This window comes from Bordetella tumulicola, from assembly GCF_054779135.1.
Genome location: NZ_BAAGYU010000010.1, coordinates 409,029 through 424,515, shown reverse-complemented (window position 1 = coordinate 424,515; position 15,487 = coordinate 409,029). Strand labels below are relative to the sequence as shown.

Here is a 15,487-nt window from a genome sequence, read left to right as displayed (position 1 = left end):
TTTTTGCTTTACGAGACGGCGCGAAGAATGACTAGCCCGCCATCAGCGCCTGAATCTCTGCGTCGGACAAGCCCAGCTTTTCCGACAATACTTGCTGCGTGTGTTGTCCCAATAGGGGTGCGGGACGCTGGTACTGCACTGGGCTGTCCGAGAATTTCAACGGACTGGCGGCAATAGGTGCCGCCCCCGCGGTGGGGTGAGGCAACTCCCGCCGCATCTGCCGGAATTGAACGTGTGGATCCTCGTACACCTGATCCAGGGTATTGATGGGACCCGCTGGGACACCGGCGGCCTCTAGCTCTGCCAACCAATGGTCACGCTTTCCCGTCGCCATACGATCGGCGAGCAAGGGCACCAAGGTCTCGCGATTCTGTACGCGTTGCGGATTGGTGGAGAAACGGAGGTCTTCGGCGAGTTCAGGGGTACCAATCACGCGGCAGTAATTGCGAAACTGGCTATCGTTACCCACGGCCACGATCAAATGGCCATCGTTGGCAGCAAAGACTTGATACGGCACCAAGTTCTGGTGGGCGTTACCCGCGCGTTGGGGGACCTTGCCCGAGGTCATATAGTTCAGGTTCTGATTGGCCATCATGGCGACTTGGCAATCCAGCAACGCCATGTCGATATGCTGACCCAGGCCGCTGCGGCCGCGCTCGTGCAAGGCGGCCAGGATACCGACGGTGGAATACATACCTGTCATGAGGTCGGCCACGGCCACACCGGCTTTTTGCGGCCCGCCGCCAGGCAGGTCGTCGCGCTCGCCGGTCAGGCTCATCAAGCCACCCATCCCCTGGATCATGAAGTCGTAGCCAGGACGACTGGCATAGGGTCCCGTCTGGCCAAAACCGGTGATCGAGCAGTAAATCAGGCCCGGGTTCTCGGCCTTCAGGCTCTCGTAGTCCAGACCGTATTTACGCAGGCCGCCGACCTTGAAGTTCTCGACCAGGATATCGCTTTGACGGGCCAATTGGCGCACGACCTCCGCCCCACGCGGCGAAGCAATGTCTAGCGCGACCGAGTACTTGTTGCGGTTGGCGCTCAGGTAATAGGCAGCCTCGGTAGTGTCGACGCCCTCACCGTCCTTCAGATAGGGGGGGCCCCAGGCTCGGGTATCGTCGCCCGAGCCCGGGCGTTCGATTTTGATGACTTCAGCACCCAGATCAGCGAGATTCTGAGTGCACCAGGGGCCGGCCAATACGCGAGTCAAATCCAGTACGCGAATGCCGGTCAGCGGGGCGGGTCGTTGTGACATGTTGACGATAGGTAGATGCAGTAGCTGCGTGATCAAGCGGTCAGAGGTAAAACCTTTAGATATTAGCCCTTGCCGCGGTCGCGACGTATTCCGTTTTCCGCACGTCCATGTGCGCATTTCGCACATGAACCGCGCGCATCACCGGATACGCATCACGAATAGGCCTTGATTGTTTCTCGCGCGATGACCAACTGTTGGATTTGCGACGTGCCCTCAAAGATACGGAACAGGCGAACGTCGCGATAGAAGCGTTCGACGGCGTATTCGGAAATGTATCCAGCACCACCATGGATCTGCACGGCACGATCGGCCACTCGGCCCACCATTTCGGTGACGTAGAGTTTGCAGCAAGCGGCCTCGAGCGTTGTGTTTTCACCGCGATCCCGCTTGCGGGCGGCGTCCAGCACCATACATCGCGAGGCGTACAGCTCGGCCTGACTATCGGCGATCATGGCTTGAATCAACTGAAACTCGGAAATGGGCTGACCGAATTGCTTGCGCTGCGTGGCGTATTGGACAGCATCACGAATCAAGCGCTCGGCAATCCCCACGCATAGGGCCGAGATGTGCAAACGCCCCTTGTCCAGCACACGCATGGCGGTACGGAAGCCGTTGCCTTCTTCGCCACCTAACAGGGCAGAAGCCGGCACGCGGCAATTGTCAAAAATCACATCGCACGTGAGCGCGCCGGCCTGGCCCATTTTTTTATCAGGCTTGCCCAAGGTCACGCCTGACGTACCCGCGTCGACCAGAAAACATGAGATGGATGACGCTTTGCGTTCCGGTGCCGTGCGCGCCATTACCGAGAATAAGCCGGCGATCGGGGCATTGGTAATAAAGCGCTTGGTGCCATTAATAATATAGTGATCGCCATCACGCACGGCCGTGGTTCGCAGCGATATAGCGTCCGAACCGGCGTCTGGCTCCGTCAGGGCGAATGACCCGATCAACTCGCCGCTGGCCAGCTTCGGCAAATAATGGCTGCGCTGCTCGTCCGTCCCCGCCAGCACAATCGACTGTGAACCAATACCGATGTTGGTGCCGGCCAGCGAACGAAAGGCGGGCGACGTCTGGCCCAGCTCGAACACCACGCGCACCTCTTCTTCCATGGTCAGACCCAGACCGCCGTGATCGGGGGAGATGGACAAACCGAACAGGCCCAAGTCGCGCATTTCGGCAACGATATCGGCGGGAATTTCACCACTGTGGGCTAAGGCGTCTTCGGCAGGGACGAGCCGCTCGGTCACGAAGCGACGTACCGCATCCAGCAATAAGTTCAAGGTTTCAGTATCGAGAGCCATGGTGGGGTCTATTAGCGTAAATGGGGATAATTGGGGGGATGAGAAGCGGGGACGCACATTCCCCCCACCAGCAGATCAAAATAGCCTGCGACGATGGCTTCGGCAGTCTGAGCGCCGCCAGGTTGATACCAGCGCGCCATCCAGTTCAGCATGGATAACACCGCGCGGCCGGTTGCCGCGACGTCCAGTGCACGAAATTCACCGTTCGCGATACCGTCGGCAATGATGCGACGCAGCCGTTGCTCGTAGTCATCACGCAAACGGGCGGCATCTTCGCGCTCGGTGATGGCCATACCTGAATAGCCGATCAGCATCGTGACAAACTGCGCATGATGGCTTTCAAAATAGCGTGCATGGGCCGCCATGAACTGGCGTAACCGCTCGGGCGCCGTCGTAGCCTGTGCCACCGCGTGTGATACCGCCGCCGTCAGGCCGGCAAGTACATCCAGGATGATGGCATCGTAGATATCCTGCTTGGTGGTGTAGTAGTGATAGATGGCCGCCTTGGACACGCCAATCGCCGCCGCCAGATCGGCGACGGAGCTGCTTTCGTAACCGCACCGAGCGAATAGCCGCGCGGCCTCTTCGAGGATGCGTTCTCGCGGAGCGGCCATTGTCGGTGGCCGACCCGCGCGGGGCCGTTTGGCGGGAGGTGAGCGGGTGGGCATCTGAATCTACTGTGGCGGAACACATCCGTAAACCTGCATTGACAGGCCGGCAACGCATACCGTTAAATGAAAGATGATTAATTACCGGACAGCCGGTAGATAATTATAAACACGAGTTTTGATTCCCTTCAACTCTTTCACCTCTGATCATGAACGCACGCGACGACGTCCAGCATCACCCCCTGGTCAATCAGCTTTACGCGCAGATGACGTTGCCGGTCATTTGCTCGCCCATGTTCATTGTGTCGAATCCAAAACTGGTGATCGCGCAATGCATTAATGGTGTGATGGGGTCATTCCCCGCGCTGAATGCGCGCCCGCAGACTTTGCTGGACGATTGGCTGTCCGAAGTGCAGGCGGGCCTGGCCGACCACCGTCAGACAAACCCGTCGGCCATCGTTGCGCCATTTGCGGTGAATCAGATCATTCACAAGACGAATGACCGCCTTGAGCACGACCTGGAAATCTGCGGGAAACACCGAGTGCCGTTCATCATCACCAGCTTGCGCGCGCCGGGCGATTTGGTGGCTGGCGTTCACGCATGGGGCGGCAAGGTCTTCCATGACGTGACGACCGTTCGCCATGCCGAAAAAGCCCTGGAGGCGGGCGTCGATGGCCTGATTCTGGTGTGTGCGGGCGCCGGTGGCCATGCAGGCACGCTCAGCCCCTTCGCCCTGTTGTCGGAGGTCCGGCGTATTTATGACGGCCCGATTATTTTGTCCGGCGCGATCACGTCCGGCTCGGGCATCCTGGCCGCGCTGGCAATGGGGGCCGACTTTGCTTACATGGGTACGCGCTTTATTGCGAGCGCCGAAGCCAACGCTCCAGAGGGCTATAAACAAGCCATTGTCGATGCCAGCGCGTCCGATATCTTGTACACCCCGTTCTTTACCGGCATTCCGGGCAACTATCTCAAGGCCAGCATTGCGGCGGCCGGGTTGGACCCTGCGAATCTGCCCGACCCCGATACGGGATCGTCTGTGTTTGGATCGGGGCGGGTCAAACCCTGGAAGGACATCTGGGGGGCAGGCCAAGGCGTTGGCGGCATCGACAACGTGCGCCCGGCGGGCGAGATCATTGCGACGCTGCGACAGGAATATCGGCAAGGGCAAATCCGATTGGCCGGCAAGATCTTGGCGGACTAAGTCGAGGTGGTAGACGATGACCGATCATCCCGCCACTCCGATCCGCCCCCAGGAACTGCCGGCGTTGTTTGCCGCGCGCCCGCGTGACTCTCACAAAGGCACATTTGGCACGGTCGCCGTCGTAGGCGGCGGTCCCGGCATGGCGGGTGCAACGTTGCTGGCGGGACGCGCGGCCCTGAAAATCGGCGCGGGCAAGGTCTTGGTTGGTTTTGCACAGCAAGATTGCCCGATGGCGTGCGATCTGCTGCAACCCGAGTTGATGCTGCGTAGCGCCACTGCGCTGTTCCAGGCCGCACTCCCGGTCGACGCTTGGGTGGCCGGCTGTGGACTAGGTACCGGCGCTCAGGCATTAACGGCGCTTCGCTCCGTGTTCGCCGAGCGCGGCAATGTCCCACTGGTGCTGGATGCCGATGGGCTGAATCTGCTGGCCAATGGCCATTTGCCGGCTTGGGGCCCCGGTCCCGTCATATTGACCCCACACCCCGCCGAGGCGGCTCGATTGCTGAGTTGCACTCCTCGCGAAATCCAAGCCGACCGCCAGCGCGCGGCCTGTGCGCTCGCCCAGCGACATGCCGCCTGGATAGTCCTGAAAGGGGCGGGCACACTGGTTTGCCGCCCCGATGGTCAGTGCTCGATCAACACCAGCGGCAATCCTGGCTTGGCGACGGCCGGCACGGGTGATGTGCTGGCCGGCATGCTGGGAAGCCTGATCGCCCAGGGTATCGAACTGGATCAAGCCGTACCGGGTGCGGTCTGGCTGCACGGGGCGGCCGCTGACGCCCTGGTTGCAGCCGGCGTTGGCCCCATCGGCATGACAGCCGGCGAGCTGGCCGACGCCGCCCGACAGTTGCGCAATCACCACAAATAACCTCGTTACAACTTATCCACAGGTTTATGTTGCATTGCACATAGGGTTATCCCTATAATGGTTTACCCCATGACGAAACGGACTGGAAAAAACCATGACTACTTTGACCCTGAACCAAAATACCCGCCTGACCGATGCGCTGGAACGTGACCTGCTCCGCGGCGCAATGGAAAGCCAACAGAATGCCCAACCGCAAGTCGCGCTCAAGAAAGCCGGCGCTGCGATCTCCCACGCTGTGGGTGCCTTTGCGGACTATGTCGCTGAAGTTTTCGACGCCATGAACCGCGCCCGCGCCGCCAGCTCGCACTACACCGGCTCGCAGTGGTAATCAGCAGGCAACTTGCCGCCCACCCCTGAAAAGGGCCGGCGGCAATAGATTTGCCTGCTTGCCATGACACACCGCTGGCTTTACCAGCTGCCCGCAAACGTTTTCGCACGCGTGCCACGATGTGGCGATGCAGTCCGCCGAACAATACTTTTGCCGAACGCAGCGTGGCTATAAGGCCGCATAACCCAGCTGTGTAACATCATGCGCCCCAAGGCGCCGCACCCCGAAGCGGGGAGCGGCGCCTTGTTGTTTTTGGCCAAAGCAACCGGGATTACCCGACCATCATTTGAAGGTGGTGCGCATTGACAACGCACGAAGCCGCTCCCGATAATCGCCCCCTTGCAACGATTGATTACTACTTTAGGCACCCTGCTCACTGTAGTGCAGTCATTTGCCGATTCGGAGCTCTTCATGAATTTGCGTACTTCTCTGGCCCTGCTGGCGGCCAGCGCCGGCCTTGCCGTCGCGCCGACCGTCTTGGCCCAGTCTCTGACGATTGCCTTGTCGTCGGAGCCTACCTCTGCCGATCCGCATTATCACAAGCAAACTCAGAATGATGCGTTTGCCGCGCACGTCTACGACTCGCTGATCAATCGCAATGCCGATATGGAGCTCATTCCGGGCTTGGCCACCTCGTGGAAAAACCTGGACGATTTGACCTGGGAACTGAAGCTGCGCGAGGGCGTGAAGTTCTCGAACGGCCAGCCGTTTACCTCGCAAGACGTCCTGTTTTCCATATGCCGCACGCTGAATAACGAGACCAACGTCTCTCAGTCGTACATGACGGTCACCAAACTGTTGACGGACGTGCAAACGCCTGACGATCACACGATCATTCTGAAAACGAAGGAACCTTTCCCGTTGATGCCGGCCGAGTTGGCCCGCCAGCTGCCCGTCATCTGGAATGGCATTGTTGAGCACGGTCCGCTGAAATTTGCCCCCAAAGAAGGTTGCGGCGTCACCGGAGCCTGGCCGACAGTGGCGGACTTCAATAACGGTAAAGACGCGATCGGCACCGGCCCGTACAAACTGAAGTCCTACGTCAAGGGCACCGGTATCGAGCTGGAACGCAACGAAGGCTATTGGGGCGACAAGCCGCACTGGCAAACCGTGAAATTTGTGCCGGTGCCCAACGCAGGCCCGCGTCTGACCGGCCTGCTGTCGGGCGATTTTGATGTGATCGAAAACCCGGCAGCGCGTGATCTGCCGCGTCTGAAAGACAACAGCGATTACGGTTTTGTCTCGAAACCGTCGACCCGACTGGTGTTCTTCCAACCCGACGTCGGCCGCAATCCGAGTCCTTTCGTCAAAAGCGCCGACGGCAAGAACCCGCTGCAAGACTTGCGCGTGCGTCAAGCCATCAACATGGCCATCGACCGGAAAACCATCAATGAGCGCATCATGGACGGCTTGGCCACGCCGGCTTACCAATACATGGCTGACGGCATGTTTGGCGCACTGCCCAAAGCGCCCGAGATCAAATACGATCCTGAAGGCGCCAAGAAACTCCTGGCCGAAGCCGGTTACCCAGATGGTTTTGAGCTGACCTTGTCATCCACCAACAACCGTTATGTCAATGACGGCCAGGTCACGCAAGCCGTAGCGCAATACCTGTCGCGCATCGGCATCAAGACTCATGTGGATGCCATGACGGCGTCGATCTATTTCCCCAAGCGCGCCAAGCGTGAATTCAGTTTTGCCATGGGCGGTTGGCCCTCGGAAACCGGCGAAGCCTCGGCGCTGTTCCAATTGTGGGTGGCATCGCTGGATTCGGCACGCAGCCTGGGCACCAGCAACTACGGCGGGTTCTCGAACGCTGACTTTGACAAGGTTTATGAGCAGGCCATCGTCACGATCGACCCCGAAAAGCGCAAACAATTGCTGGAGCAAGCCACGCAGATCGCGCTAGATAACGTGCCTCTGATTCCGCTGCACCTAGAAAGCAGTATCTGGGCGTTTCGCAAGGGTCTGAGCTACGAAGGTCGCCGCGACCAGTACACGCTGGCCATGTCGGTCCATCCGGCGGCGGGCAAGTAAGCGCTCTGTTTACGCGGTGTCTGGCGCCATCGAGGTGGGTCTGCCAGGCACCGCAATCCCTTCCCTGATCATATCGGGCACCGAGGGGTTATTCCAATGTCGCCTCCAGCGCATCAATGCGAACTTTGAGGTGTCGGATGAAGCGCGAGACGCCCGTCGGGAGTAGTCGGCCTTCCATAGTCTGAATCTGCAAATTTCGCGACTGCAGTTCGGCACTAATGACCGGTCGTGCGACCAAGCCGTCTTGCGCCAGGCGCCAGGCGACCGAGATGTATCCCGCAAACATCACCGCGTTGGAATGACGCACGAACCCATGCAGAGAAGGTGAGTAGTTGGACACCAATGCCGCATGCAATGACACCCCCCCGAGCGCACAGCTGCGGTTCAGCAGACGCCGTGCTGTGCTTTTGTCGTCGGTCAGGGCCAAGGGATAGGCCAAGACCTCATCCAGTTGCAGTGAACTACGCTCGGCCAAAGGATGGTTACGCGCCATGATCGCGTAAACGGGGGCTCGCCACGAGTGCAGTACCTTGACGCCTTGGGCAGGTTCAACATTGAAAGATACCGACACGTCGATATCGCCATTGGCGATGCGCTGCATGGCTTCGGGCGGAGTCAGCACGTCCAGCGTAAAACGGGTACGTGGATATTGTTGACGAAAGTCCACCATCGCCACAGGCAAGAAACCTTGCGCGGGGCCTTCTGACGCCCCCACCCGAATCTCGTCATGCGGCGCATCCTGTAAGCCCGAGATCTGTCGCAACACCTCTTCGGACTCCAACTGTGTGCGCCGTGCATGGGCAAGCAGCAGGCGCCCAGCCTCGCTCAGGACCATCCCGCGCGGTGCCCTCTCGAACAGCGAAGCACCCACCTCTTGTTCGAGCCCGGCAATTTGCCGACTGATCGCCGATACCGCTACGTGCAATTGTTTGGACGCACCACTCAAGCTGCCTGCCTCGGCGACTTCGACGAAATACCTCAATGCAATGCCATGCATAATCCGTTGTTCCTACGCTCTGATCGGTGTATCAACCCACCAAGGTTGCCGGGTATTGCACCTCAAGCTTTGCCAAAAAAGCAAATGCCATGGCAAATATTCTAATTGTCGAGAAAGCTCACTGACTCCTAGAATCTGCGTCTGATAAGAATTAGTGCCGCGCGAGCCTCAGGCCTGCGGTGAATTCCAGGGGGAAAACTGTGATCCTGGCACTGAGCCGGCTATTTTGCACGGCGTACGCCCCTCGTAAGCACGGGTGGAATCGTACGTGTGTCGGCGTCATGCTTCCCCTTCGTGTCGTCCTCTTGCGAAACTTTCACATGCGAAGCCCTTATGTCCACGCCTGACTCTGCCGCCGCGCTACGCCCGTTTACGCTCCCTTGCCCTGACTTGTCCATGGAACGTGTAGGCAACACCGACACCCCGGGCGTGTGGCACTTTGATTCCGGTGTCCCTGGCAAGCACGTCATGCTGACTGCCCTGATCCACGGCAATGAGCTATGTGGCGCCTGGGCGCTGAAAACGCTGCTAGCCAGCAGCGTGCGGCCCGGTTCCGGCAAATTGACGCTGGCATTCTGTAATTTGGCGGCCTTTGATCGATTTGATGCGGCCAACTACCTGCCGGCCCGATACGTGGACGAAGACATGAATCGGGTCTGGAGCCAGGACAAGCTCGCGGAGCCAACAACTCAGGAACGACGTCGCGCCGCAGCCCTGCAACCTTGGGTCGCGCAGGCTGACTGGCTATTGGATTTCCATTCGATGAGCAACTCGGATGTGCCATTGCAACTGACCGGCATACAACCCCGTAACATTGAACTGGCCCTGCAGCTCGGCAACCCGGCAAACATCATCGCTGACGCAGGCCATGCGGCCGGTGTGCGCATGCGCGACTATGGCCGTTTTGGACAAGATGGCGACAACGGCACCCGCTCGTTGCTGATCGAATGCGGCTTTCATGGCGATCCGCAAGCGCGTACCGTCGCAGAAGATCAGATGGCTCGATTCCTGGTTACCGCGGGCATCGTCGATCGCGGCGATCTCCCCGCAGGCTGGTTTGCCCCCAATGCGCCCACTCAAGAAGCCTTGCGCGTCACACATGCGATCGCGGCAAAAAGCGAAAATGTGCGTTTTGCCCAGCCCTGGCAGGGACTGGAAAAACTGCCTGAGGCAGGTACGTTGCTGGGTTGGAACGACGGCGAACCGTTTAGCACGCCTTTTGACAACTGCGTATTGATCATGCCGTCCCTGGCCAACGTCCGCCCTGGCGTGACGGTCATGCGCCTGGCTCAACCGATCGCTTGAATGCTCGCTCCCTAGAATCCGCTTTAGAGACTCCCTATGATCGCCTCTCGCTTTCGCATAACTGCCTTGGTCGCATTGCTCGGCCTGGCTGCCGGCGCGCACGCCGAATCCCTGACCATTGCACTGGCCTCGGAGCCCACGGCTATCGATCCGCACTATCACCAAGCCACGCCGAACAACGCCATGGCTTCGCAGATTTTCGAGACACTGACCGCGCAAGATGCCAAGATGAGCCTAGTCCCGGGCTTGGCCGCCTCGTGGAAAACGCTGGACGACACCACGTGGGAGTTCAAGCTGCAAGAAGGGGTGAAGTTTTCGAATGGCCAGCCGTTAACGCCGGAAGATGTGATTTTCACGTTCTGCCGCGCCATGAATAATGAAGAGTCGATTGCGGGCTCGTATGCCGCGGTCGTACAAAAATTTTCCAGTGTCCAGGCGCCGGATGCGCAGACGCTGATCATCAAGACGCACAAGCCCTATCCTTTACTGCCCAATGATCTGACGCGTATGGGCATCATTTGGAATGGCATCGCCGAGCACGGCCCCATTACGTTTGATCTGGAAAAAAAATGCGGTGTCACCGGCGCCTGGCCCAAGGTCGCCGACTTCAATAATGGCAAAAATGCGATCGGCACTGGCCCTTACAAGCTGAAGTCCTACGTTAAAGGTAACGGCATTGAGCTCGAACGCAATGATGGCTACTGGGGCGACAAGCCCGAATGGACCAACGTGCGTTTCGTGCCCGTACCGAACGCCGGCCCGCGGCTGACGGGCTTGCTGGCCGGAGACTTTGATGTCGTCGAAAGTCCGGCTGCCCGCGATGTGCAACGCATTAAAAATACCCCGGGCTTTGACTATGTTGTGACGCCATCGGTGCGCGTGGTGTACTTCCAGCCGGACGTGGGTCGCGATGTCAGCCCGCTAGTGAAAGCCGAAAACGGCAAAAATCCCTTGCAGGATGTGCGCGTGCGGCGTGCGATCAGCATGGCGATTGACCGCAAGACGATTGTTGATCGGATCATGGACGGCATGGCGCTGCCGGCGAATCAATTCTTGCCCGACGGCATGTTTGGCACGCTGCCCAACCCACCGCAACTGACCTACGACCCCGAAGGGGCAAAGAAACTGTTGGCTGAGGCCGGCTATCCAAATGGTTTCGAGATGACGCTGTCGTCCACCAACGACCGCTACATCAATGATGGCCAGATCACTCAGGCCGTGGCGCAGTATCTGTCACGCGTGGGGATCAAGGCGAATGTCGACGCCATGACCCGCTCGGTGTATTTCCCCAAACGGGCCAAGCGCGAGTTCAGCTTCGCCATGGGGGGTTGGTCCTCGGAAACGGGAGAAGCTTCGTCTTTTCTCCAGTACTGGGTAACGTCGTTTGCACCTGAACTGGGCATGGGCACGAGCAACTACGGGCGCTACGCTAACCCGGAACTGGATCGAATATTCCGTCAGGCGGTCACCACCGTCGATGATGCCCAGCGCGAAAAACTGTTGCAACAAGCACTGACGCTCACGCTGGCCGATCTACCCGCCATTCCCCTGCATTTCGAGAGCAGCATCTGGGCATTCCGCAAGGGGCTAAGCTACGAAGGACGCGCAGACCAGTACACTCTCGCAACATCAGTGAAATCTGCTCCCTAGTACTGGCATCGTGTCAGCCGTATTTTTGCAAGCCCCGAGGAACGCATAAAGTGGTTCTGTTTACCCTGCGCAGGTTGATCCAAAGCCTGTTTGTCCTGCTGGCCGTATCGGTCGTGGTTTTTTTCGCGGTCTATGCCGTGGGAGACCCGATCGAGTTGCTGGTCAGCCCCGAAGCCACCGTGGAGGCGCGTGCCGCCACCATCGCCCGCCTGGGGCTGGACCAACCCGTTTGGCAGCAATATTTCACCTTTCTCGGGCGTGCATTGCATGGTGATCTGGGCACGTCTTTCGTGCACGGCATTCCTGCCGTCGAACTCATCGTGCAACGTATGCCGGCCACCTTCGAATTGGTTGTGGTCGCCATCACGCTGACCTGTGTGATCGGTATTCCGCTTGGCCTGGTCGCGGGCCTGTATCGCGAGCGCCCATTGGGCCGCGGCATCATGGCTTCGTCGATCCTGGGTTTTTCGCTGCCCAATTTCTGGCAAGGCATGATGCTGATTCTGCTGTTTGCGGTCTGGCTCGGCTGGCTGCCTGCCTCCGGACGCGGCGATACGGTCAGCGTGCTGGGGGTACCGCTCTCGATCCTGACCCTGGACGGCTGGTCGCATGTGATCATGCCTGCCATCAACCTGGCGCTGGCCAATATCGCCCTGGTACTGCGTCTGACCGCCACCGGCGTGGCCGAGGCCCAAACACAAGAATATGTGAAATTCGCCCGTGCCAAAGGGGTACGGCCCGGGCGTATTGTGCGCCGGCACATCCTGCGCAATATCCTGATCCCCGTGGTCACGGTGGTCGGGATGGAATTCGGCAGCTTGATCGCCTACTCCACCATCACCGAAACCGTGTTCGCCTGGCCCGGCATGGGCAAGCTGCTGATCGATAGCGTCTACCAACTGGATCGCCCTGTCGTCGTAGCCTACGTGATGCTGGTCACGCTGATCTTCGTTATCGTCAATTTTGTTGTCGATATTTTGTATGCCACGCTCGACCCGCGCGTGCAACTTGTTGCCCCCTCGCATTAACGCCATGGCTTATCCGACTCCAAACAGCCGCACGCGCACCATCCAGCCACTGGATGACACGCCACAACGCGTCGCCATTCTGAAAAAACTGCGTAGCCGCCCTACCGTCATAGGCTCTGCCATTGCGCTGGCCGTGCTGATCGTACTGATACTGGTCGCGCCGTATTTTGCGCCGCAAAACCCCTACGATCTCGCAAACCTGAACCTGCTGGATGGCCGCCTGCCTCCACGCTCAACATCAATGGACGGCGTGGTCTATCTGCTGGGTACCGATGATCAAGGTCGCGACATGCTCAGTGCCATTCTGTATGGCTTGCGCATCAGCCTGATGGTGGGTCTGACGGCGGTGGCGCTGTCCACCGCCATCGGCAGCATGGCCGGACTGGTTGCCGCCTACGTGGGTGGCTTCGTTGACACGCTGATTATGCGTATCGTCGATTTCATCCTGGGCTTTCCCACCATTCTCGTGGCCCTGGTGCTGCTGGCCATGATGGGCCGTGGTGTTGACAAGGTCATCCTCGCATTGGTCGTGGTGCAGTGGGCGCACTATGCTCGCATCATGCGTAGTCGCGCCTTGCAGGAACGCCGCAAGGAGTACGTCGAGGCGGCTGCGAATCTGGGCTTTCCCGCGTGGCGTATCATGGTCTATCACCTGCTGCCCAACTGTCTGGGACCTGTCATGGTGTTTGCGACGATTCAGATCGCCACCGCCATCGCGCTCGAAGCCACACTATCGTTTCTGGGCGTGGGCGTACCCATCACAGAGCCCTCGCTGGGCTTGCTGATTGCGAATGGATTCCAGTATCTGCTCTCGGGCGACTACTGGATCAGTATGTTCCCGGGGGTAGCACTGCTGCTGTTGATCTTGACTATCAATATCGTGGGCGACCGCCTGCGCGAAGCCCTGGACCCGCGACGAGCATGAACGAAATCCTCCTTCAGGTGCGCGGATTGCGTACCGCTTTTCACACAGAAGCCGGCGCCTGGCCGGCCGTCGATGGCGTAGATCTGACTGTACGACGTGGCGAGATTCTGGGTCTGGTTGGCGAATCGGGATCGGGCAAGTCTGTCACGGGCTTTTCATTGCTGGGCTTGATCGACCCACCGGGTGAGATCGTATCCGGCGAGATTCAATTCAAAGGCCAGGATCTGCGCAAGCTCGACGAAGAAGGCATGCGCCGTCTACGCGGCAACCGCATCGCCATGATCTTTCAAGATCCGCTGATGACACTGAACCCGGTGTTGCAGATTGGCGAACAGATGATGGAAGCCATCCTCACGCATGAAAACGTACCTGTCGCCCAAGCGCGTGAACGCTGCCGCGAAGCGCTGGCCATGGTGGGCATCCCCTCGCCCGAAAAGCGGCTGGACAGCTATCCGCACGAATTTTCGGGCGGGATGCGTCAACGTGTGGCGATTGCCATCGCCATGCTGAATAAGCCTGACCTGATTATTTGCGACGAGCCCACCACCGCGCTGGACGTGACGATTCAAGGACAGATCCTGTATCGCATGCAGGAAATCTGCCGCCAACACAACACCGCCTTGATCTGGATCACGCATGATCTGGGCGTGGTCGCCGAGCTGGCGGACCATGTTGCCGTGATGTATGCCGGCCGGATTGTCGAAGCCGGTCCGGTGAATCAGATACTCGACGCGCCGCGCCACCCCTATACCAAAGGGCTGCTGGACTCCATGCCCGCCAATAGTGCACCCGGTTCACGCCTGCATCAGATTGACGGCATGGCGCCTAGTCTGGCCGGTCGGCCCGTAGGCTGTGCCTTCCGCCCACGTTGTCCCAACGCCATTACACGTTGCGCCGAGCAAGCTCCCTCTGTTCTACAAGAAGGCCCGCGCAGCTTCCGCTGTTACGCCCCGATCGCCCGCGAGACCGCATCCGCATGACCCCGCAAGACTCCCCTGTTATCGAGCTGCGCAACGTTCACAAACGTTTCGAGCAACGTCCTGACTTGGCCCAGCGCTTGCTGGCTCTGGCGGGCAAACCCATCGACCGCCGCACCGTACACGCTGTCAACGGCGTTGACCTGTCCATTCCGCGCGGCGAAGTGCTAGGCCTGGTCGGCGAATCCGGCTGTGGAAAGTCGACGCTGGGGCGCGTCGTCGCCGGCTTGCATCATCAGACCGAAGGACAACTGCTTTACCAAGGGCAGTCGACGGCAGATCTGCGGGGAGCTGAACATTTGGCGTATACGCTGGGCGTGCAAATGATCTTTCAGGATCCGCAAGCCTCGCTGAACCCGCGCCAGCGTCTACGCCAGATTTTGGGCGAGGCCCTGAAAGTACACAAACTTGCGCCGATCGCCGAGATTCCCGAACGCATTGATCGTGCCTTGTCCGAGGTCGGGCTGGATCGCGAATACCGTGACCGATTCCCGCACCAGATTTCCGGGGGCCAGCGTCAGCGCATCGGTATCGCGCGGGCATTGATGGTATCGCCCAAATTTCTCGTGTGCGACGAACCTGTTGCCGCGCTCGACGTCTCGATCCAGGCACAAGTCATCAACTTGTTCATGGACTTGCGTGCGCAGCACGGTTTTACCTATATGTTCATCAGCCATGATTTAGGCGTGGTCAAGCATATCGCTGACCGCGTCGCCATTATGTACTTAGGCAAAATCGTCGAACGCGCGCCCGCGACCGAGATTTTCGCGCGTGCCAATCATCCGTACACCCACGCGCTGCTGGCCGAAGTGCCCGACGTGAGTCGTCGCGGCCGGAAATTCACACCGATTCAAGGTGAGATTCCCTCGCCGCTGAACCCGCCTCCGGGATGCACCTTTCATCCGCGTTGCCCTCATGCCACCGCGCGTTGCCGCGAAGAAGTGCCCGAACTCAAAGAAATCGCGCCCGGCCATTGGTCGGCCTGCCACCTGAACACCTAGTC

At 59.4% G+C, this 15,487-nt stretch carries 14 protein-coding genes; 10 read left to right on the top strand and 4 right to left on the bottom strand.

Translation table 11 applies throughout. The features are described 5' to 3' along the window. Positions 1–31 precede the first annotated feature (31 nt). The 3 genes from ACYVDM_RS19200 to ACYVDM_RS19190 form a co-directional block, all read right to left on the bottom strand. Positions 32–1,255 (bottom strand): CaiB/BaiF CoA transferase family protein, encoded by a 1,224-nt coding sequence (locus ACYVDM_RS19200; protein ID WP_415787812.1) that lies wholly within the window; start codon positions 1,253–1,255, stop codon positions 32–34. A 152-nt stretch (positions 1,256–1,407) separates the two neighbouring features. Further along, positions 1,408–2,556 carry an acyl-CoA dehydrogenase family protein gene (locus tag ACYVDM_RS19195; RefSeq protein WP_415787810.1) on the bottom strand — a complete coding sequence of 383 codons (1,149 nt, stop codon included), beginning with the start codon at positions 2,554–2,556 and terminating at the stop codon, positions 1,408–1,410. 11 nt (positions 2,557–2,567) lie between these two features. Then, entirely contained in the window at positions 2,568–3,224 is a 657-nt protein-coding gene (locus ACYVDM_RS19190) for a TetR/AcrR family transcriptional regulator (protein WP_415787808.1), read from the bottom strand. A 149-nt stretch (positions 3,225–3,373) separates the two neighbouring features. On the opposite strand from ACYVDM_RS19190, the gene ACYVDM_RS19185 reads away from it, so the two are divergent. From ACYVDM_RS19185 to ACYVDM_RS19170, 4 genes are all read left to right on the top strand, one after another. Then, the gene (locus ACYVDM_RS19185) at positions 3,374–4,369 is read left to right on the top strand and encodes an NAD(P)H-dependent flavin oxidoreductase (RefSeq protein WP_415787806.1); all 996 of its coding nucleotides are present in this window, start codon (positions 3,374–3,376) and stop codon (positions 4,367–4,369) included. 16 nt (positions 4,370–4,385) lie between these two features. Beyond that, on the top strand, positions 4,386–5,237 hold the full coding sequence (locus tag ACYVDM_RS19180) for an NAD(P)H-hydrate dehydratase (protein ID WP_415787804.1): 852 nt from the start codon (positions 4,386–4,388) through the stop codon (positions 5,235–5,237). Positions 5,238–5,331: 94 nt separating this feature from the next. After that, entirely contained in the window at positions 5,332–5,565 is a 234-nt protein-coding gene (locus ACYVDM_RS19175; protein ID WP_415787802.1) for a hypothetical protein, read from the top strand. A 411-nt stretch (positions 5,566–5,976) separates the two neighbouring features. Further along, positions 5,977–7,602 carry an ABC transporter substrate-binding protein gene (locus ACYVDM_RS19170; RefSeq protein WP_415787800.1) on the top strand — a complete coding sequence of 542 codons (1,626 nt, stop codon included), beginning with the start codon at positions 5,977–5,979 and terminating at the stop codon, positions 7,600–7,602. Positions 7,603–7,690: 88 nt separating this feature from the next. On the opposite strand, the gene ACYVDM_RS19165 is transcribed toward ACYVDM_RS19170, so the two are convergent. Next, positions 7,691–8,599 (bottom strand): LysR family transcriptional regulator, encoded by a 909-nt coding sequence (locus ACYVDM_RS19165; RefSeq protein ID WP_415787799.1) that lies wholly within the window; start codon positions 8,597–8,599, stop codon positions 7,691–7,693. 333 nt (positions 8,600–8,932) lie between these two features. Between ACYVDM_RS19165 and ACYVDM_RS19160 the strand changes: the two genes are divergently transcribed. From ACYVDM_RS19160 to ACYVDM_RS19135, 6 genes are read left to right on the top strand one after another with little or no spacing between them, the layout of a single operon-like run. Beyond that, positions 8,933–9,904, top strand: coding sequence for a M14 family metallopeptidase (locus ACYVDM_RS19160; RefSeq protein WP_415787797.1), 972 nt, complete (start codon positions 8,933–8,935; stop codon positions 9,902–9,904). A gap of 36 nt (positions 9,905–9,940) precedes the next feature. Further along, positions 9,941–11,554: an ABC transporter substrate-binding protein gene (locus tag ACYVDM_RS19155; protein WP_415787795.1), complete on the top strand. Its 1,614-nt coding sequence runs from the start codon at positions 9,941–9,943 to the stop codon at positions 11,552–11,554. A gap of 50 nt (positions 11,555–11,604) precedes the next feature. Then, positions 11,605–12,582, top strand: a complete 978-nt coding sequence (locus tag ACYVDM_RS19150; protein WP_415787793.1) for an ABC transporter permease — start codon at positions 11,605–11,607, stop codon at positions 12,580–12,582. Between the two features lie 4 nt (positions 12,583–12,586). Next, positions 12,587–13,507, top strand: coding sequence for an ABC transporter permease (locus ACYVDM_RS19145; RefSeq protein ID WP_415788854.1), 921 nt, complete (start codon positions 12,587–12,589; stop codon positions 13,505–13,507). Continuing rightward, the gene (locus ACYVDM_RS19140) at positions 13,504–14,487 is read left to right on the top strand and encodes an ABC transporter ATP-binding protein (RefSeq protein WP_415787791.1); all 984 of its coding nucleotides are present in this window, start codon (positions 13,504–13,506) and stop codon (positions 14,485–14,487) included. Before ACYVDM_RS19145 ends, ACYVDM_RS19140 begins: the two co-directional genes overlap by 4 nt. After that, positions 14,484–15,485, top strand: a complete 1,002-nt coding sequence (locus ACYVDM_RS19135) for an ABC transporter ATP-binding protein (protein WP_415787789.1) — start codon at positions 14,484–14,486, stop codon at positions 15,483–15,485. The genes ACYVDM_RS19140 and ACYVDM_RS19135 overlap by 4 nt, the downstream gene beginning before the upstream one ends. Positions 15,486–15,487: the final 2 nt, after the last annotated feature.

Excerpts from the sequence above, each read along its gene's own strand:
- ACYVDM_RS19200 (WP_415787812.1), bottom strand. The coding sequence starts at position 1,255 with ATGTCACAACGACCCGCCCCGCTGACCGGCATTCGCGTACTGGATTTG.
- ACYVDM_RS19195 (WP_415787810.1), bottom strand. The coding sequence starts at position 2,556 with ATGGCTCTCGATACTGAAACCTTGAACTTATTGCTGGATGCGGTACGT.
- ACYVDM_RS19190 (WP_415787808.1), bottom strand. The coding sequence starts at position 3,224 with ATGCCCACCCGCTCACCTCCCGCCAAACGGCCCCGCGCGGGTCGGCCA.
- ACYVDM_RS19185 (WP_415787806.1), top strand. The coding sequence starts at position 3,374 with ATGAACGCACGCGACGACGTCCAGCATCACCCCCTGGTCAATCAGCTT.
- ACYVDM_RS19180 (WP_415787804.1), top strand. The coding sequence starts at position 4,386 with ATGACCGATCATCCCGCCACTCCGATCCGCCCCCAGGAACTGCCGGCG.
- ACYVDM_RS19175 (WP_415787802.1), top strand. The coding sequence starts at position 5,332 with ATGACTACTTTGACCCTGAACCAAAATACCCGCCTGACCGATGCGCTG.
- ACYVDM_RS19170 (WP_415787800.1), top strand. The coding sequence starts at position 5,977 with ATGAATTTGCGTACTTCTCTGGCCCTGCTGGCGGCCAGCGCCGGCCTT.
- ACYVDM_RS19165 (WP_415787799.1), bottom strand. The coding sequence starts at position 8,599 with ATGCATGGCATTGCATTGAGGTATTTCGTCGAAGTCGCCGAGGCAGGC.
- ACYVDM_RS19160 (WP_415787797.1), top strand. The coding sequence starts at position 8,933 with ATGTCCACGCCTGACTCTGCCGCCGCGCTACGCCCGTTTACGCTCCCT.
- ACYVDM_RS19155 (WP_415787795.1), top strand. The coding sequence starts at position 9,941 with ATGATCGCCTCTCGCTTTCGCATAACTGCCTTGGTCGCATTGCTCGGC.
- ACYVDM_RS19145 (WP_415788854.1), top strand. The coding sequence starts at position 12,587 with ATGGCTTATCCGACTCCAAACAGCCGCACGCGCACCATCCAGCCACTG.
- ACYVDM_RS19140 (WP_415787791.1), top strand. The coding sequence starts at position 13,504 with ATGAACGAAATCCTCCTTCAGGTGCGCGGATTGCGTACCGCTTTTCAC.
- ACYVDM_RS19135 (WP_415787789.1), top strand. The coding sequence starts at position 14,484 with ATGACCCCGCAAGACTCCCCTGTTATCGAGCTGCGCAACGTTCACAAA.